The following is a 15,643-nucleotide window of genomic DNA, read 5'->3' as shown; positions in this document are numbered from 1 at the left end:
TACGAGCGGTTGTACGTGGCCCCGGCCAACAGGATCTGCACCGTCGCCGAGGGCTTGTCCCCGGCCCAGCACAGGGAGCCGGCGACGGTCTGCCGGCCGGCCACCGGCATCGTCACGGGCACGGCCACATCCCGGCAGGTCTGGGGAGCCGGGACGGGGGCGAGGGTCGCCGCGGACAGGAGGGCCACCAGGGCGACGCCGTTGAGCACGGGCCGGAGTTTAGGGTCGCCGCCGCACCGGTTCGGCCGGTGCGGCGGCGACTTCACCCCATCAGCTGACGGTGTAGCCGTACGGGATGCCGATCAGCTCGGCCCCCTCGCCGACGAGCGGGTTGTAGGTGTCCACGTACACGGTGCCGTGCACGCTCGCGCCGGCCGCGGCGGTCGGCGTGATGGTGATCTTGATGGTGCGGGTCGCCCCAGCCGGCACGAACACCGGCTTGGCGGCGGGACCGCCGACCCCCTGCTGCCAGAAGTCACCGGTGTCCGACGAGAAGGCCGGGTCGAACGGCGCGGTGACGATGCTGGCCGTGATCGTGCCGGTGCCGGACGGCGCGCCGTTGGGGAACGGCCCCACGGCGTCGATGTCCGAGGCCCACTTGCCGGTCGCCACCTGGTCGGCCGACGCGCTGACCGAGACGGCGTGGTCGGGCCGGTTGGTGGCCAGGGCCAGCCGTTCCGGCGCGCCCTTGGTGTTGAACAGGTCGAGGTCCACCGGCTGCGAGGCGGTCGCCGACTGGGTCACCTTGGCCGTGTGCGGCGGGATGAGCCAGGTCGGCGGCTTGGAGCCGGTGGCGTTGTCCGGCAGCGCCACCACAGAGCCGCCGGCGACCGGCTTCAGGTCCGCAGTGGACTGACCGGCCAGCCGCGGGTCGAGGAAGAACCACTGGCCGGTCGACCCGGTGTTGGTCACGTCGACCGACGCCGTCACGCTCTGGCCGGCCTTGACCGTGGCGGGCAGGCCACTGGCCTTCGCGACAGCGGTGTCGAACCGAACCTTGCCGGTCACCTGCTCGCTGAACTCCTTGCCGCTGACCTGAAGGCTCAGGATCACCAGCAGCTGCCAGCGCCCGGCCTTCGGCTGGTTCACGGTCAGCGTGCCGCCGCCGGTGGCCTTGCTCGAACCGTCGTCGTTCCACACCGACTCGGCGGCGTTCTCGTCGCCGGACAGGATCTGGCCGTCCGGGCTGACCAGGTAGAACTCCATCGGCGTGCCGGGGTCCGGCGCGGCCAGGTCGACGCTCAGGCTCTGGTGGCCGCCCGGCACGTCGAGGTAGAAGCCCTTCTCGCCGCCGACGTCACGGCCGACGCCGCCGATCACGGTGACGTCGAACTTGTTGTCCTGCCCCGGATTCGCGGGGATCAGGGCGCGACGGTTGACCGGAACGCTCAGGTGCTGGCCGGCGGTGTCGAACTGGATGGACGACGGCACGTCACCGGCCTTGGCCGGCAACGGAACCGTGAAGTCGAACGTCGCCGAGCCGCCGGCCGGGACGACCTTGACCGGCGTGCCGGTGATGCCGGCCGAGGTGAACTTCTTGCCCACGAACTGAATGGAGGCGTTGCCCCGGAAGGAACCCGGCGTCAGCGGCGGCTCCTGGAGGTGCGAACGGCCGTTGCTCCACACCACGCTGGCGGTCCACTTGCCCGGCACCGGGTCGTGCACGCTGACGAACTGGTTGTCCGAGAAGCCGAAGTCGTAGGACTGCTGCACGAAGCGGCCTCTCGGGTCGCTCAGGATCACCGACAGCTGGCCGGAGTCCTGGGTGCCCGGCCAGACCATCGTCATGTCCAGCAACGGGGTTCCCGGCGGGACGGTGAAGGTGACCGGCGCGGCGGCCGCGGCGCCCTGCGGCGGCAGCTTGTCCGAAGAGGACGGTGCCGTGATGGCGATGCTTCGGGTGTCGTTGAACGTGGTGCCACCGACCGTCCGCGAGCTGTCGGTGACGACCTGCGGCCTGGAGCCGGTGTTGGTCAACGTGATCGACGTGTGCTGGCTGCTGCCGGCCTTGCCGGCCAGGTCGATCTGGTCCACCGACGGCACGAGACCGCCCTGCCCGAGCGCGGCCCTGACCGCGGCGTCGCTGTCGACCAGGCCCGCGCCCTGCTGGTCGGAAGGCACGTTGAGGTCGGTGGCGGTGCCGGTCAGGATGCGCTTGACCAGGTCGGGCGACGGCTTGGCGCCGTAGTGAGCCCGCTCGTAGGCCTGCATCACCAGCGCGGCCGAGCCGGCCACGAACGGGGCGGACTGGCTGGTGCCGCCGAAGGGCTCGGTGGCGCTGGTGCAGTCGTCCCAGCGCGGATCCACCGTGCACGCGGCCATGCCGCCGTCGCCGGGGGCGACGAGGTCGGGCACCTTGCCGTTGAAGGTGGGGCCGCCGGAGGAGAGACCGGCGATGTTGTTGCTGGTCCAGCCGGGGAAGCCGTAGGCCTGGGCGTTGAGCCGCTCGGCCGTGGTGCCGCCGACCGAGATGATCTGCGAGCCGCTGGACGGCGAGCCGACGGTGCCGGAGATGCCGGAGTCACCGCTGGAGGCCACCACGGTCACGCCCGCGGCCACGGCGGCGTCGTCGGCCAGCGTGATCGGGTCGGTGGTCGGGTCCGGGAACGGGTTGCCGCCGAAGGACTCGCTGAGGATGTCCACCTTGTCGTGGTTCACGGCGTAGTCGATGCCGCGCAGGATGGCCGAGGTCGAGGTGCCGTTCTCGCCGAACACCTTGATGCCGACCAGTTCCGCGTCCGGCGCGAAGCCCTTGATCCGGATGTCGCAGCCCTTGGGCAGGCTGGAGAACGGCAGCTCGGTCGACAGGTCGTAGGTGCGGGAGCCCTGCGCCGCAAGGGAACTGGCGTCGCCGAAGGCCTCACCGCCGCCGCTGGAGTCGTTCACGCCGTCACCGGAGAAGTCCTGGTAGTCGGTGATGACGTGGCTGCCGTCGGCCCGGATGAACTCCGGGTTGTCCACGTCGATGCCGTCGGCCAGGAACGCGACCTTCACGCCCTTGCCGGTGACCGTCTTCTGGGCCTGCGTGGTGTGCGTGAGGTCAAGGGCTTCCGGCTCCAGCAAGGGCTTTCCGGGGTCGGGCGGGCAGATCTGCTGGCTGGGCTTGAAGTCCGCGGTGGTGCGCGGCCGGTTGATCGTCAGATCCGGCACGACCGCGGCGACGCTCGGGTTGGCGCGCAGGCGATCCGCCTCGGCCGGCTTGACCTTGGCCGAGACGGCGCTGACCGTGCTGAACTGCTTGACGTCGGTGGCGCCGTGCGCGGACAGGTCCTGCACCACGGGCTTCTGGTCGCCGGTCACCGCCGCCGACCGCTGGTCGGACTGCACCTTGGGCTTGAGATCCGGATGCTGGTCGCGCATCACCACGATGACGTTCTGCGCGGTGGCCTGTGCGTCGGCGGCCGCGGAGACCACAACATAAATGCAGTACCCCGGACCGATTCTATAATGAGTGTCAACGTGGCCCCACATCTACGTCTGAGACCGTGCCGATCCTCGGCCGCCGCCTGACCACGCGTCTACCCCCGATCGACTACGGCGCGACCGGGTGCTGCCCGTTCGACCGAAACCCGCCCTATCGGACTGTCCGTAATGGCCTGTTTGCCGTCGGTTGAGCGGAAATCAGCCGACTTCCTACCCGTTGGGTCGCAAACGATCGTCGTAGCGGATGAACCCGCGCAGCCCGACCGAGCCCATCACGGCCACCACGCAGGCCAGGCCGCCGGTCCAGATCGCCGGTCGGGCGCCGATCAGGCTGGCCATGCCGCCGGCGCGGATCTGCGACAGCTGCGGGCCCGCGGTGTAGCTGAGCAGCTCGATGCCGGCCAGCCGGCCGCGCAGGTGGTCGGGGATCGTCTGATTCCACATGGTGCTGCGGAAAAGCCCGCTGACGCAGTCGGCCGCACCGGCGATCACCAGGCAGAACAGAACGAGCCAGACCGGTTGCGCCCAGCCGGCGCCGGCCATCGCCAACCCCCACACGCCGGCGGCCAGCACGACCATCAGGCCGTGCCGGTGCACCTTCGACGTCCACCCGCTCGTCACGGTCACCGCCAGCGCGCCGACCGACGTGGCCGCGTACATCAGGCCCAGCGCCCACTGCGCGCCCAGCTCGTCGGCCAGGAACGGAAACAGCGCGTTGGGCATGGCCAGGATCATGGCGGCCAGGTCCACGAGATACGTGCCCAGCAGATCGGGCCGGCTTCCCGCGTAGCGCAGGCCTTCCAGGATGCCACGCAGCGACGGTTTGTCCGCATCGGACAGTGGCGGCACCGCTTTCAGCTGCGCCAGCAGGACAAGCGCGATACCGAAGGACACCAGGTCGCAGCCGTACGCGATGGAGACGCCGAAGGTCGCGGCGATCAGCCCGCCGATCGCCGGGCCGACGATCGCGCCGACGCTGAACCTCATCGAGCTGAGCGCGATCGCGGCCGTCAGCTGATCACGCGGCACGATGCGGGGCAGCAGGGCGTCCAGCGACGGCCGTTGCAGTCCGTCGAGCGCGGCGGCCAGCGCCACCACCACGTAGATCAACCACAGCATCGGGTGCGGCAGCAGGGAATTGGCCAGCAGCACCAACGACACCGCACCGAGGCCGGCCTCGGACAGCAGCACGATCCTGCTGCGGTCCATGGCATCGGCCAGCGCCCCGCCGTACAGCCCGAACACGATCATCGGCACCAGCTCGACCAGGCCCATGGCTCCGACCGCCAGGTACGAGCCGGTGAGCTCCTTGATCTGCAACGGCACCGTGACGTAGGTGATGAAGCTGCCCAGCACCGAGATCGCACCCGACGACCACAGCAGGCGGTAGTCGCGCGAGGTCCGCCAAGGGCGCAGGTCGAGAACGGTCACGAAGCGTCATAGTGACCGCCGAGAGCGCGGCCGCGCCACCGATTAAGGGATGCAGGTGACGCCGCTGGCGTCGATCTGCGGCCGGTCCGGCGTCACCGTCGTGGTGGCGGTGCTGCCCGGCGCCATCTTGAACTGCGGGCTGCCGGCGACGCCTTCGGCCGCACCGGAAGCCGGCCCGTGGTAGGCGTTGCCCAGCAGCACCAGCACGTGCCCGGGGCTCACCGAGGAGCTGACGGCCATCGGCAGGTCGCCGAGCGCGGTCGCCACCTTCTGCGCGGCGGCCTTGTCGCCCGACGCGTACTCGACCAGCGAGGTCGCCCGCTTCGCGTTGGCGGTGAGCACATCGCCCTTGCCGTAGCCCTGGCCGACCATGAAGGTCGACACCCGGCCGGCCAGGCCGCCCATGGTGCTGGCGTTGCTCACGTCGACGGTGATCGACGCGTTGGCGCCGGGCGCGGTGGTGGTCGAGGTCGTGGCCGGCGCGGTGCTGGTCGCCTGCTTGCCGACCTTGCTGAACAGGACCTTCACCCAGGCCTGCACGTCGCTCGGCGTCACGATCACGACGTCGGCCCCGCCGGCCTTGCCGTCGACATTGGTCACCGGCATGGTGTTGAAGGTGATGCTGCCGCCGGACAGGCCCTGCATCTCGCCGGCGAACTCCAGCAGCTGCCAGCCGGAGTCGACGACGACGGCGTTCTGCACGGCCTGGATGATGGTGTTGAGCCGGCTCGGGTTGGTCAGCACGCCGGTGGACAGCATCTGGTGGGCCAGCGAGGCCAGGAACGCCTGCTGGCGGTGCTCGCGGTCGAGCTCGTTGATCAGGCCGTGGCGCTGCCGCACGAACTGCAGCGCGGCCACGCCCTGCACGGTCTGCTGGCCGGCCTTGAACCGGGCGCCGGTCATGTCGTCGTAGGTGTCCTTCTGCAGGCACACCGGCACGCCGCCAATGGCGTCGCTGATCTGCGCGAAGCCGAACAGGTTGACCTCGGCGTAGTGGTCGATGGTCACGCCGGTGAGCTGCTCGACGGTCTGCCGCGTCTTCTTCCGGCCGCCGTCCATCGAGCCGAGGGTGAGCTGCTTCTTGTCGGTCACGCCCCGCTTGCGCAGATCGGCCTCGGCCTCCTGGTAGCCGTAGCCGAAGGCGGCGTTGATCTTGTCCTTGCCCTGCTCGCCGACGATGTTGACGTAGGAGTCGCGCGGGATGGAGAACGCCGACGCGGCGGTGCCGTCGCCCGGCACGTGCACGACGATCAGCGTGTCCGTCTGGATCTCGCCCTCGTCGGGGCCGGCGTGCAGCGAGTCGAGCAGGTTCTGGGGCAGCGGGTCGCCGTGCGCGTCGGTCCGGCTGTCCATGCCGACCAGCAGGATGTTCATGTCCTGACCCGGCGTCTTCGGCGGGGTCTTGGTGTCGATCACGTCCGCGTGCTGGATGCCCGCCTCGGCGTTGGAGATCGTCGACCAGCCGTAGTACGTGGTGCCCAGCACGAGCACCGACACCGCGGCCAGCACGCTCTTGCCGCCGATGAGGGCTATCCGCGCGCCTGTGCCCACCATGCGACCAACCCACCCCTTCGTCGAACCCACGCCCGCACCACCGGAACTCTTCCGGTCCCCGAATGCTGTTCAGACGCCGTCCGGACCAGGCTGGTTGCAATGCGCCAGGCTACATGTCGGGCAGGACGCCCCCTGCCCGTCGTGAGGACGGAGTGAACTGACTCTCACCGCGAGGGTACAGAAGTGTGAACCACCGCCGCCGTGGCGAGGTCGGCAATGGCCGTGCCGACCGACTTGAACAGCGTGACCTCGCCCTGGTCCAGCCGCCCGGCGACGGCGCCGGAGCACAGGTCGAACAGGGTGCCGCGGACCTTGGGCGAGATGCCGGCGGCGGCCGGCTGGGCCAGGTCGCCGGATTCGGTCAGGGCCGTGGATGTGTCGAGGAAAACCGACGCGTCGGCGATGAGGGCATCGTCGCCTTCCCTTGTGTACGGCGTGAAGCTCCCCGCGAGATGCACGAAGGTGCCGGGTTTCACCCACGCGCCGGGCAGCACCGGTGTCGAGGTCGCGACTGTGGCGCAGACCACTGCGTCGGCGGCGTCCAGGGCCGCCTCCAGATCTGTGACGGCCGCCACCATCACGCCGTCGCAGACGAAACCGGCACTCTCGCCCAGCACCAGCAGTCGTTCGAGGTCGAACACCGCCTGGTACGCCTGCGCGGCGGCCCGGGCGTAGCGGTCCTCGCCGATCACCAGCAGCGTTTTCGTGTCCGGCCGGGCAAGGTAACTGGCCGCGAGGGCGGAGACACCGGCCGTGGCACGCCGGGTGAGCTCGCCGCCGTCCAGCACAGCCAGCGGATGCCCCGTCCGGCCGTGTGACAGCAGATACGTCGAGGAGTACGACTCCAGGTCGGCGACCACGTTGCGCGGAAAGACGGTGCTCACCCTGACGCCGAGGTAGTTGCGCGTCCACGAGGCGCCGATCAGCATGGTGGCGTCGAGCTCGTTGTCCACCCGGTGCCGGTGCCGCTGCGGCGCGACGGTGGCCCGCTGCCCGTGGGCGAACGCGGTGCGCAGGGTCGGCACGAGCACGTCGAACGACAGCAGCTCGCCGATCCTTGCCGCGTCAACGGTCAGCACCGCTCGGTGACCCCCCGGTTTCGGGCGTCCTCAGCTCACCTGGTGTGACCGCAGCGGCCCGACCTTCAGGCCCCGATGGTCGCACTCGGCGAGGATGCGCGGCAACGCGCCCAGGGTCGCCGCCCACGAACCCGGCACGGAAGTGCAGTCGGAGTCGTGCAGCAGGACGGTTCCGCCGCCGCGCAGGCTCTTGGCCACGGTGGCGTAGACGGAGTCGGGGTTGGCGCTTTTCTCCCAGTCCCGGCCCCAGGACGTCCACAGCACCGGCGTCAGGCCCAGTTTGCGGGCGGTCAGCGCGGCGGTGGTGGACAGCACCCCGTACGGCGGCCGGTACCAGCGCGGGACCACACCCGTGACCTCGCCGATGTACTCGTAGGCGCGGGTGATGTCGTCGCGGGTGCCCAACGGCCCGCGCAGCACCAACATCCGATGTTCCCACCCGTGCACGGCGATCTCGTGCCCGGCGGCGACGATCTCCTTGCCCAGCGTCGGGTTGCGCACCAGCTCCTGGCCGAGCAGGAAAAACGTGGCGTGCACGTTCTGCCGGGCCAACACGTCAAGAAACCGTGGCGTGGCAACGGGATGCGGGCCGTCGTCGATGGTGAGAGCCACCCGTGTCTGCTCACCGACACCGCTGAGCCGCGGCGCGATCCGTTGCCGCAACGGAGCGGACGCCAGGGCTGAGGGCAGCGCGTGCGCCAGGAGCGCGGCGGTCGCGCCGGCCAGCACGGGACGGATCATGCCGACAGCTCCTCGATCGACGCCTGCCGCACCGAATGCCGGTGTGCCAAGGCGGCCAGCGCGTCCAGGGTGGCTCCGAGGTCGCAGTCGCCGGTCGACTCGACCAGGATCACCCCCCGCATGCCGTGCCCCATCGCCGCCCCGCAGTGCACCGTCGCGGCCGGCACGATGATGCGTTCCCGGTGCATGGCAACGATTCCCAGGTCGACGGCGTCCAGCTCGCCGTTGCTGACCATCAGCCGCGGCGACCGCCCGGTGACCGCGGCGATGCCCGTGGCCACCTGCCCGATCGAGCCGCGGCCGGTGAAGACGCCGGTCTCGTAAGGGGCTCCGTCGGCCGCGTTGACGATCGTCACGCCGGCCTTGGCCAATGCCCGCACGGTTTCCGGCTGGGTGCGCAGCACGGTCGTGCTCACGGCCGCTGCGCCGTGGGCGACGGCCAGCTTGTGAATGGTCTGCTTCGACATCGGTTTTGTGCTGTCCACGGCGACCAGGACATAGACCGCGCCGCCGCGGCGGCTGGCCGGCCCGATCGACTGGAAGCCGCCGGCCACGGCCAGGCTGACGCCCACCGTGGCCAGCCACAGCACCGCCACCGTGGACGCGGCGGCCAGCGCGAGCCGCCGGCGCCGGCGGCGGGCCGGCTCCCGGTGGCCCATCTCCGCGTCCAGCACCACGCTCGGGCAGGTCGCCGACAACGCCGCCTCGGTCGGCCTGGTGGTCAGCGCCCGCGCGAGGTCGTTCTCGTCACGGATCCAGCGCACCAGGCCGGCTTCGTCCAGCGCAGCGGCATTGGTGCGGCCGTGGCCGGCCAGGCAGCGGTAGGTGATCACCGGCAGCCCGGTGGCCAGCGCCTCCAGGGAGCTGAGGCCGCCGGCATTCTGCACCACGATGTCGCAGGCACGCATCAGCGTCGGCATGTCGTCGATCCAGCCCAGCGCGATGCCGTCGGCCAGCTCGCGGCGCAGCGACTCGTTCTGACCGCACAGCACCACCGGCGTCGCGGCCCCGGTCGCGGCGATTTCCCTTGCCGTGTCGGCAATGTCGCCCACACCCCAGGACCCGGCGGCGACCAGCGCCAGCCGACCCTCGGCCGGCAGCCCGAACTTCTGCCGTGCCCGCAGGCGTTCCGCGTTGCTCGCGGCCGGCCGGAACGCGGGGCCGACCGCCGGGCCCGTGACGACGATGCGCTTGGCGCCCAGCTGGCGGGCCTGCTCGGCGGCGACCTCGTGCAACGCGATGTGCAGATCCACGTGCGGAGCCACCCAGAGGCGGTGCACGGACATGTCGGTCAGGTACGTCACGACCGGAACGGTCACGCGACCCTTGTACCGCAAACGGCTCAACGTCTGGCTGGGCAAGGGATGCGTGGACACCACGAGATCGGCCCCGGCCACCACTCGGCGTAGCGGCCGGCTGGTCACGCTGAACAGCAGGCAGATCAGCTTGGCGAACAGGCGTGACCGTTGCAGAACCTTGAGCAGGACGTCCCAGCTGCGCGGCACGGCCAGCAGCTGGCGCAGGTAGGCCGCGCCCAACGCTCGTCCCATCGAGCCCGGCAACAGGTCCAGATAGTCGTGGATGTCCACCCTGTGGCCGTGTTCGGCCAACCGGCGCGCGAGTTCCCGCGCCGCGCCGTCATGGCCGGCGCCGACGCTGGCGGACACGATGACGACCCGGTTCACCTATCTCCAGCCTCGCAAGGGATCCCGGCCACGACTGACCGGACGCGAGGAGACTAGCGAATTCCCGATCTTCGGTTGAGCTGGCCTCGCCTACCCGGCGGCGGCGTGGCTGTGGTCCTCGGTGCTCCACCACGTGTCCAGATGCCGCCGGAGCACCCCGTTGAACAGGCCCGTGCAGCGCTGCACCACGTGACCGGCCGGCTCGATCGGCACCAGCCAGCCGTCCGCCGCCTCCACCAGCGCTTCCGCCGTCTTCCACAGCGCGCCGCCGAACACCGTGCGCTCGCCCGGGTCGTGCTCGGGCCCCTCCCGGCCGCCGACCACCACCGTCATCATCGTCTGCAGCGCGGCGATCGCCTCCAGGTCCAGCGGGGCCTGGCAGGCCGGCGTCTCCTTGCGGGCCGCCTCGGCGCAGCGCTCCGGCACGTCCCAGGGCGGCGGCTCCAGATATCCCAGCGTCAACTGGTACTCCCGCAGGAACTCCGCGCCCGCCAACAGGCAGCCCTGGTCGTACAACTCGACGAACTTGCCGGCCAGGTCCTCGACCAGCGAGCTCCCTTCGACCAGTTGGAACAAGGGCGGCTCCACCAGGACGATCGAGGACACCAGCGTCGGCGCCAGCTGCGCCGCCAGCAGCGCGCCGGCGGCCGAGCAGCCGTGCGCGACCAGATGCGCGGGGCCGTTGTCGTCGAGGAGGTCCAGCAGCATGCGGGCGTCCGCCGTCCAGCCGGCGTTCGAGGCCCGGTCGGTGATGGCGTAGCCGGGGCGGTCCACGATGCCGAGGCACATGTCGTCGGCCAGCTGCAGCTGGCCGAGCCAGCTGGTCGAGCCGGTCATCGCCATGTCGTGCAGCAGCAGCACGCGGGGTTGGTCCGGTGAGCCCAGCCAGAGCACGGCTCCCGGGTCGTCGGCCAGCGAGCCGGGATCGGGATCTGCGTTGCGCACCGCCCACCTCCTTCTCGCCTCGTTCCTGCCGGTAGATACCGCTGAGCGAGGCCAGGAGTTCAATCCTCGTTCTGGCTGGCCAGCACCCGGGCCACGCCAGCCCGGTTGGTGACGCCGAGCTTGGCGAAGATGTGCGTCAGGTGCGTCTCCACCGTCCGCACGCTGAGCACGAGCTTCTCGGCGATCTGCTGGTTGGTGCTGCCGGCGCAGACCAGCTCCGCGACATCCAGTTCCCGGGGCGACAGGGTGTTGGCGAGCGCGCCCGTGTGCGGGACGCGGACGCCGAGCCTGCGCTGTTCCCGCACCGCCGTGGCGTGCAGCTCCGACGCCTCGCAGACGTTGAACATGGCCGCTGCCGCCTGCAGTTCTCTGAGCGCCTCGTCGCGGCGGCCGTCACGGGCCAGGCATGTGCCGGCGTGCAGGCGGGCCGTGGCCTCCCACAGCGGCATGCCGATCCGCTCCGCCGCCGCGGCGGCGTTGAGGGCCTTGTCGGCGTCGTTGTCGGCGTACGCCGCCGCCATGTCGCGGAAGACGACGTCCACGTCGAGGCGGCCGTCGGCCAGGCGGTCGGCCTCCTCGGCCCAGTGCTTGGCGTGGGCCGTGTCGGCCTTGGCCAGCAGGCAGCAGCTGGCCAGCCGGGTGTACGGGTCGATCTTCGGCAGGTGCTCGCGGATCTCCTCGACCGCCTTGGCGTGGTTGCCGGCGTGCACCTGGGCCAGCAGCAGCTGGTTGCGGGCCAGCGAGGCCAGCGGCGGATGGGCGTCGCCGATCGCCGCGATCGCCCGCCTGCCGGCGCGGACCGCCGTCGCGTGCTGGCCGCGCCAGCTCTGCAGCTGGCACCACACCCCGAGCAGCGCGCCCCGGATCCCGGCCTGCGGGTGCATCGACTCCAGCGCCTCCTCCACCGCGGCGAGGCCGTCCGCGGTGCGGCCGGCGACGACGTAGGCGAAGGACAGGCCGTGCAGCAGCTGCGGCAGGAAGTAGAGGTGGCCGTTGTCCCGGGCCAGGTCCACCGCCTTCGTGAAGTGGCGCAGCGCCAGCCGGTGCTGACCGATCAGCACCTCCGCCCAGGACAGCATGTGGATCGCCGGCAGCCAGGTCAGGAACTCGTCATCGTCACTGGCGTCCACCATGCGCGCCGCGTCGTTGACCGCCTTGACCGCGTCGAAACGGTTGCCCTCCACCGTTTTCACGTACGCGTTCAGCGCCGCGAAGGGCACCGTCCAGCGGTTGCGGTCGTCGTCCGGCGCCGCGTCCAGGAACGGCTTCGCCGTGCGGGCCTCGCCCTTCATCGCCGCGTCCAGCACCAGTTGCAGCCGCAGCGGCGGCGCCTCCGGCTGGCGGTTCAGCTCCGAGGTCAGCAGCAGCCGGGCCCAGTCGTGCTCGCCGCGCAGGTGCGCCAGCAGCGCCGCGAAGGCCGCCGCCGGGGCCCGGCTCTCGTGGTCCTCCGGCATCGTCTTCAGCGCGGCCCCGAACATCTCCAGCGCCGGCATGATCCGGCCGCTCACGCCGTGACAGAAGGCCAGCTCCGTGCGGATGTCCACGTCGTCCTCGGTCGCCAGCTGCCTCGCCGCCTCGTACCAGCTGGCCGCCTTCGCCGGCTGGTTCGTGGCGATCGCCCTCGCCGCCGTGACGAGCGTGTCCTTCGCCTCCACGTCGCCGTACTTCGCCGAGCGGACAACGTGTTCCGCCCTCCGTGTGGCCGGCGCCCCCACCTTCGCCAGATACGCCGCGATGCGCGTGTGGGCCCCGTGCCGCCAGCCCGCCGCCGCCCCGTCGTAGGCCACCTGGCGGAGTACTCCGTGCCGGAACCTGAACCGCCCCGAGCCCTCCACCTCTCGCAGCACGTCCCGGGCCACCAGGTCGTCGAACGCTTGCAGCACAGCCTGTTCCGACACCTCAGCCACGTGCGCGATCACCGACGGCTCGAAGCTCTCGCCCGCCACCGCCGCCGCCTTCGCCACCAGCGCCTCGGTCGTGCCCAGGCCCGCCAGCTCCCCCGCCAGCGTCGCCCTCGCCGACTCCGGCAGCTCCCGGGCCAGGGTGTCCAGGTAGAACGGGTTCCCGCCGCTCTCCTCGTACAGGCGATTCCTCGCGTGCGGGCTCACCGTCGGCCCCAGCAGCTGGTCCACGTCCGCCTTCGACAGCGGGCCCAGCTCGATCTTCACCGCCTGGTCGGCCAGCGCCCTCGACAGCCGGAACGACACCTGGTGCGGCCGGTAGGCCAGCACCAGCAGCATCGGCGCCGGCAGCGGGTGGCGCACCAGGTAGTCCACCAGCTCGATCGTCGCCTCGTCCGCCCAGTGCACGTCGTCCAGCACCACCGTCGCCGGCGCCAGCTCCCTCAGCAGCGACCTCATCGCCCGGTACAGGCGGGGCTTCACCACCGCCTCCTGCGCCGTTCCCTCCAGCACCGGAAACGCCGACGCCAGCAGCTGCGTCTCCGCCTCGCTCAGCCTGCTCGCCAGCCCCGCGTCCACCCGGTCCACCAGGGCATCCACCAGCGGCGCGAACGGCGCCTCCCGCTCCTGCTCCACCGCCCGGCCCTTCAGCACCAGGCGCTTGCTCGTGAACTCCCCCAGCAGCCTCGTCTTGCCCGTGCCCGGCTCCCCCACCACTTCCACCAGCCGGAACGCCGTCTTCGCCTGCGCCGCCACCTCCTCCAGCCGCGCCAGCTCCGCCGCCCTCCCCACCAGCGGGCGCCTCTCGAGGTGGTCCACCGCCAACCTCCGTCCGCGCCGGTCCGTTCCCCCTCAGCCAGTCAAGAGCCCTCCCCCGCCGGCTGGATACCCGGCCGCCCATGACCGTGCATATGCACGCAGGTCCAGGATGATCCGCCCGGGCCAGAAGGACAACGCACACACCCTCCGCTATCGATTGACTACCCAACGTAGCATCCCTCGCCATCGCCGCTGATCACCCGCCTGTGACGCACTGTGTCCAGCCCGACAGCCCAATGCGGCGGCGAGCCCCGGCCGGAGGCGCTATCGTGTGGCCCACGGGCCGTTAGCTCAATTGGTAGAGCTGCGGACTTTTAATCCGTAGGTTCTGGGTTCGAGCCCCAGGCGGCCCACAACTGACCTGCATGTTTCCACCAACCAAGATCACCTACGTCGAAGTTGATCTTGACATGTGATCGCCGCGTGATCTGCTGCGGAGGACCGCTACCGCCCGGACAGTGACACCCTGCGCGCCACCGAAGTCGCTCGGCGAGCGCTGCCTCTTCAGCACGTATGGCATGCCGCTCAGGGTCTAGACCCAAGGCCGTGTAGTTAGGCGGTTGTGGTGATCGTCAAGCGTCTGCCGGTGTCAGGATGTCGATGCTCAGGGTGGCCTTATAGCTGGTCCGGTCGATATTGGGTCCTCTGGCCTGGTGTTTGGAGATGGCGCGTTTGACGATGCGGGGGCAGACCCGGAGCCGTCGGACCGGCATGAGGTGGGCCAGGACGTGCCGGCCGATCGTGCCGACCAGGTCGATGACGGTGCCGGCGATGACGTTCGCGGCCTGGATCACCTGGTCGCGGGAGGTCTGATAGGCGATGGTGAAGCTGGCCCGGTCCGGATCGGTATCCGGTCGGGTGCTGGTCGCGTCGGCCATGGCGGTGCGGAGCAGGTGGTAGGTGACGAGCAGGGCGTAGATCTCCTGCTCGATGCCGACCGGGGTGCGGGCGCGGAGCACCCGGCCACCCAGGATGGTGGATTTCAGCTCCAGGTAAGCGGTTTCGATCTCCCATCGCTGGTGGTAGAGCCGGATCAACTCGGCCGCCGGGTAGTCGTGGGGGTCGAGCAGGGTGGTGGTCAGCCGGTAGATCCCGGTGTGCCGGCCGGCGGTGGTGGCGATGGTGATCTCGCACTCGATGACGCGCACTCGCAGGCCGCCCAGGATTGAGAGGTAGGAGCCGTCTCGGTAGCGGGTCAGGATCGGCATCGTGCGGCCGTTTTTCAGGCGTACCAGCAGATCGGCGCCGGTGGTGGCGATCTGGGCGAGCAGGCCGGCGGCGCCGAAGTTGCGGTCGCCCAACAGGATCATGCCGGCGTGCAGGCTGCGCAGCAGCTGTGGTGTGTAGGTGGTCTCGCCGATGGTGGTCGGGCCGAACACCGCGTCGATCACGCTGCGGGTGCCACACGCGAGCAACGCGACCAGCCGGATCTGGGGGTAGCCGGCGCCGCCGTGGTTGCCCCGCTGCTTGGTGAACCGGGTGAGCATGCGGGGGTTGTCGGGCACGGTCAGGGTGGTGCCGTCGATCGCGCAGACCAGCAGTCCGCGCCAGCGGGTTCCGGGAGCTCGGCCGGTGGTGGCGGGGCCACGGAGCAGGTCGAACAGCCACCGCAGGGGTGCGGCACCGACCCTCTGGCGGGCGGTGGCCAGTCCGCTGGCGGTGGGGGTGGCGGTGGGCAGGCCGTCCAGGGCGGCGGTCAGCTTGCGCCAAACACCGGAGTATCCGACCTCGGGGAACAGGCAGGCGGCCAGGAGCAGGTAGACCACCACCCGGGAGGGCAGGTCCCGCAGGCGGTGTTGGGTGGTGCGGGTGGCGGTCAGGGCCTCGTCGATCATCTCGAACGGGAGGTGTTGGGTGAGTTCACCGAGGTGGCCGGGCGCGTATCGGCCCCCGGCCACGGTGATCGCGCGGGTGATGGAAGACTGGGTGTCCAACGGAGTTTCTGCTGTCTGGTGATCTTGGTCGACACCGTTCTAGCAGGAACTCCGTTGCCCTTTTCAGCGGGCTGGACATCCGCGCCCAACCCTTAACTTCACGGCCTTGGGTCTAGACCTGCGCACCAACC

Annotated in this window: 9 protein-coding genes, 1 tRNA gene and 1 pseudogene; 1 reads left to right on the top strand and 10 read right to left on the bottom strand. The window is 70.6% G+C overall.

Going from position 1 to position 15,643, the window contains the following annotated elements:
* From KUTG_RS61760 to KUTG_RS28830, 9 genes and pseudogenes are all read right to left on the bottom strand, one after another.
* Positions 1-209 (bottom strand): annotated as a pseudogene (locus KUTG_RS61760) (hypothetical protein); the annotation flags it as partial.
* Between the two features lie 61 nt (positions 210-270).
* On the bottom strand, positions 271-3,414 hold the full coding sequence (locus KUTG_RS28865; protein ID WP_052395533.1) for a S8 family peptidase: 3,144 nt from the start codon (positions 3,412-3,414) through the stop codon (positions 271-273).
* Positions 3,415-3,633: 219 nt separating this feature from the next.
* On the bottom strand, positions 3,634-4,854 hold the full coding sequence (locus KUTG_RS28860; RefSeq protein ID WP_157494839.1) for an MFS transporter: 1,221 nt from the start codon (positions 4,852-4,854) through the stop codon (positions 3,634-3,636).
* 42 nt (positions 4,855-4,896) lie between these two features.
* Complete coding sequence (locus KUTG_RS28855) at positions 4,897-6,408, bottom strand: LCP family protein (protein ID WP_052395532.1); 1,512 nt, start codon at positions 6,406-6,408, stop codon at positions 4,897-4,899.
* Positions 6,409-6,572: 164 nt separating this feature from the next.
* Positions 6,573-7,487: a hypothetical protein gene (locus tag KUTG_RS28850; RefSeq protein WP_043721197.1), complete on the bottom strand. Its 915-nt coding sequence runs from the start codon at positions 7,485-7,487 to the stop codon at positions 6,573-6,575.
* A gap of 30 nt (positions 7,488-7,517) precedes the next feature.
* Positions 7,518-8,228: a polysaccharide deacetylase family protein gene (locus KUTG_RS28845; protein ID WP_043721194.1), complete on the bottom strand. Its 711-nt coding sequence runs from the start codon at positions 8,226-8,228 to the stop codon at positions 7,518-7,520.
* Complete coding sequence (locus KUTG_RS64025) at positions 8,225-9,913, bottom strand: MGDG synthase family glycosyltransferase (protein WP_063753576.1); 1,689 nt, start codon at positions 9,911-9,913, stop codon at positions 8,225-8,227. The genes KUTG_RS28845 and KUTG_RS64025 overlap by 4 nt, the downstream gene beginning before the upstream one ends.
* Before the next feature lie 90 nt (positions 9,914-10,003).
* Complete coding sequence (locus KUTG_RS28835; RefSeq protein WP_043721193.1) at positions 10,004-10,858, bottom strand: alpha/beta fold hydrolase; 855 nt, start codon at positions 10,856-10,858, stop codon at positions 10,004-10,006.
* A gap of 59 nt (positions 10,859-10,917) precedes the next feature.
* The gene (locus KUTG_RS28830) at positions 10,918-13,578 is read right to left on the bottom strand and encodes an ATP-binding protein (protein ID WP_043721192.1); all 2,661 of its coding nucleotides are present in this window, start codon (positions 13,576-13,578) and stop codon (positions 10,918-10,920) included.
* 280 nt (positions 13,579-13,858) lie between these two features.
* Between KUTG_RS28830 and KUTG_RS28825 the strand changes: the two genes are divergently transcribed.
* Positions 13,859-13,931: transfer RNA gene (locus KUTG_RS28825), tRNA-Lys, on the top strand.
* Positions 13,932-14,150: 219 nt separating this feature from the next.
* Here the strand turns inward: KUTG_RS28825 and KUTG_RS28820 are convergent.
* Positions 14,151-15,512: an IS4 family transposase gene (locus KUTG_RS28820; RefSeq protein ID WP_043719583.1), complete on the bottom strand. Its 1,362-nt coding sequence runs from the start codon at positions 15,510-15,512 to the stop codon at positions 14,151-14,153.
* Positions 15,513-15,643: the final 131 nt, after the last annotated feature.

The organism is Kutzneria sp. 744 (assembly GCF_000568255.1).
Classification (GTDB): Bacteria; Actinomycetota; Actinomycetes; order Mycobacteriales; family Pseudonocardiaceae; genus Kutzneria.
This window is presented reverse-complemented; position numbering and strand designations above follow the sequence as displayed.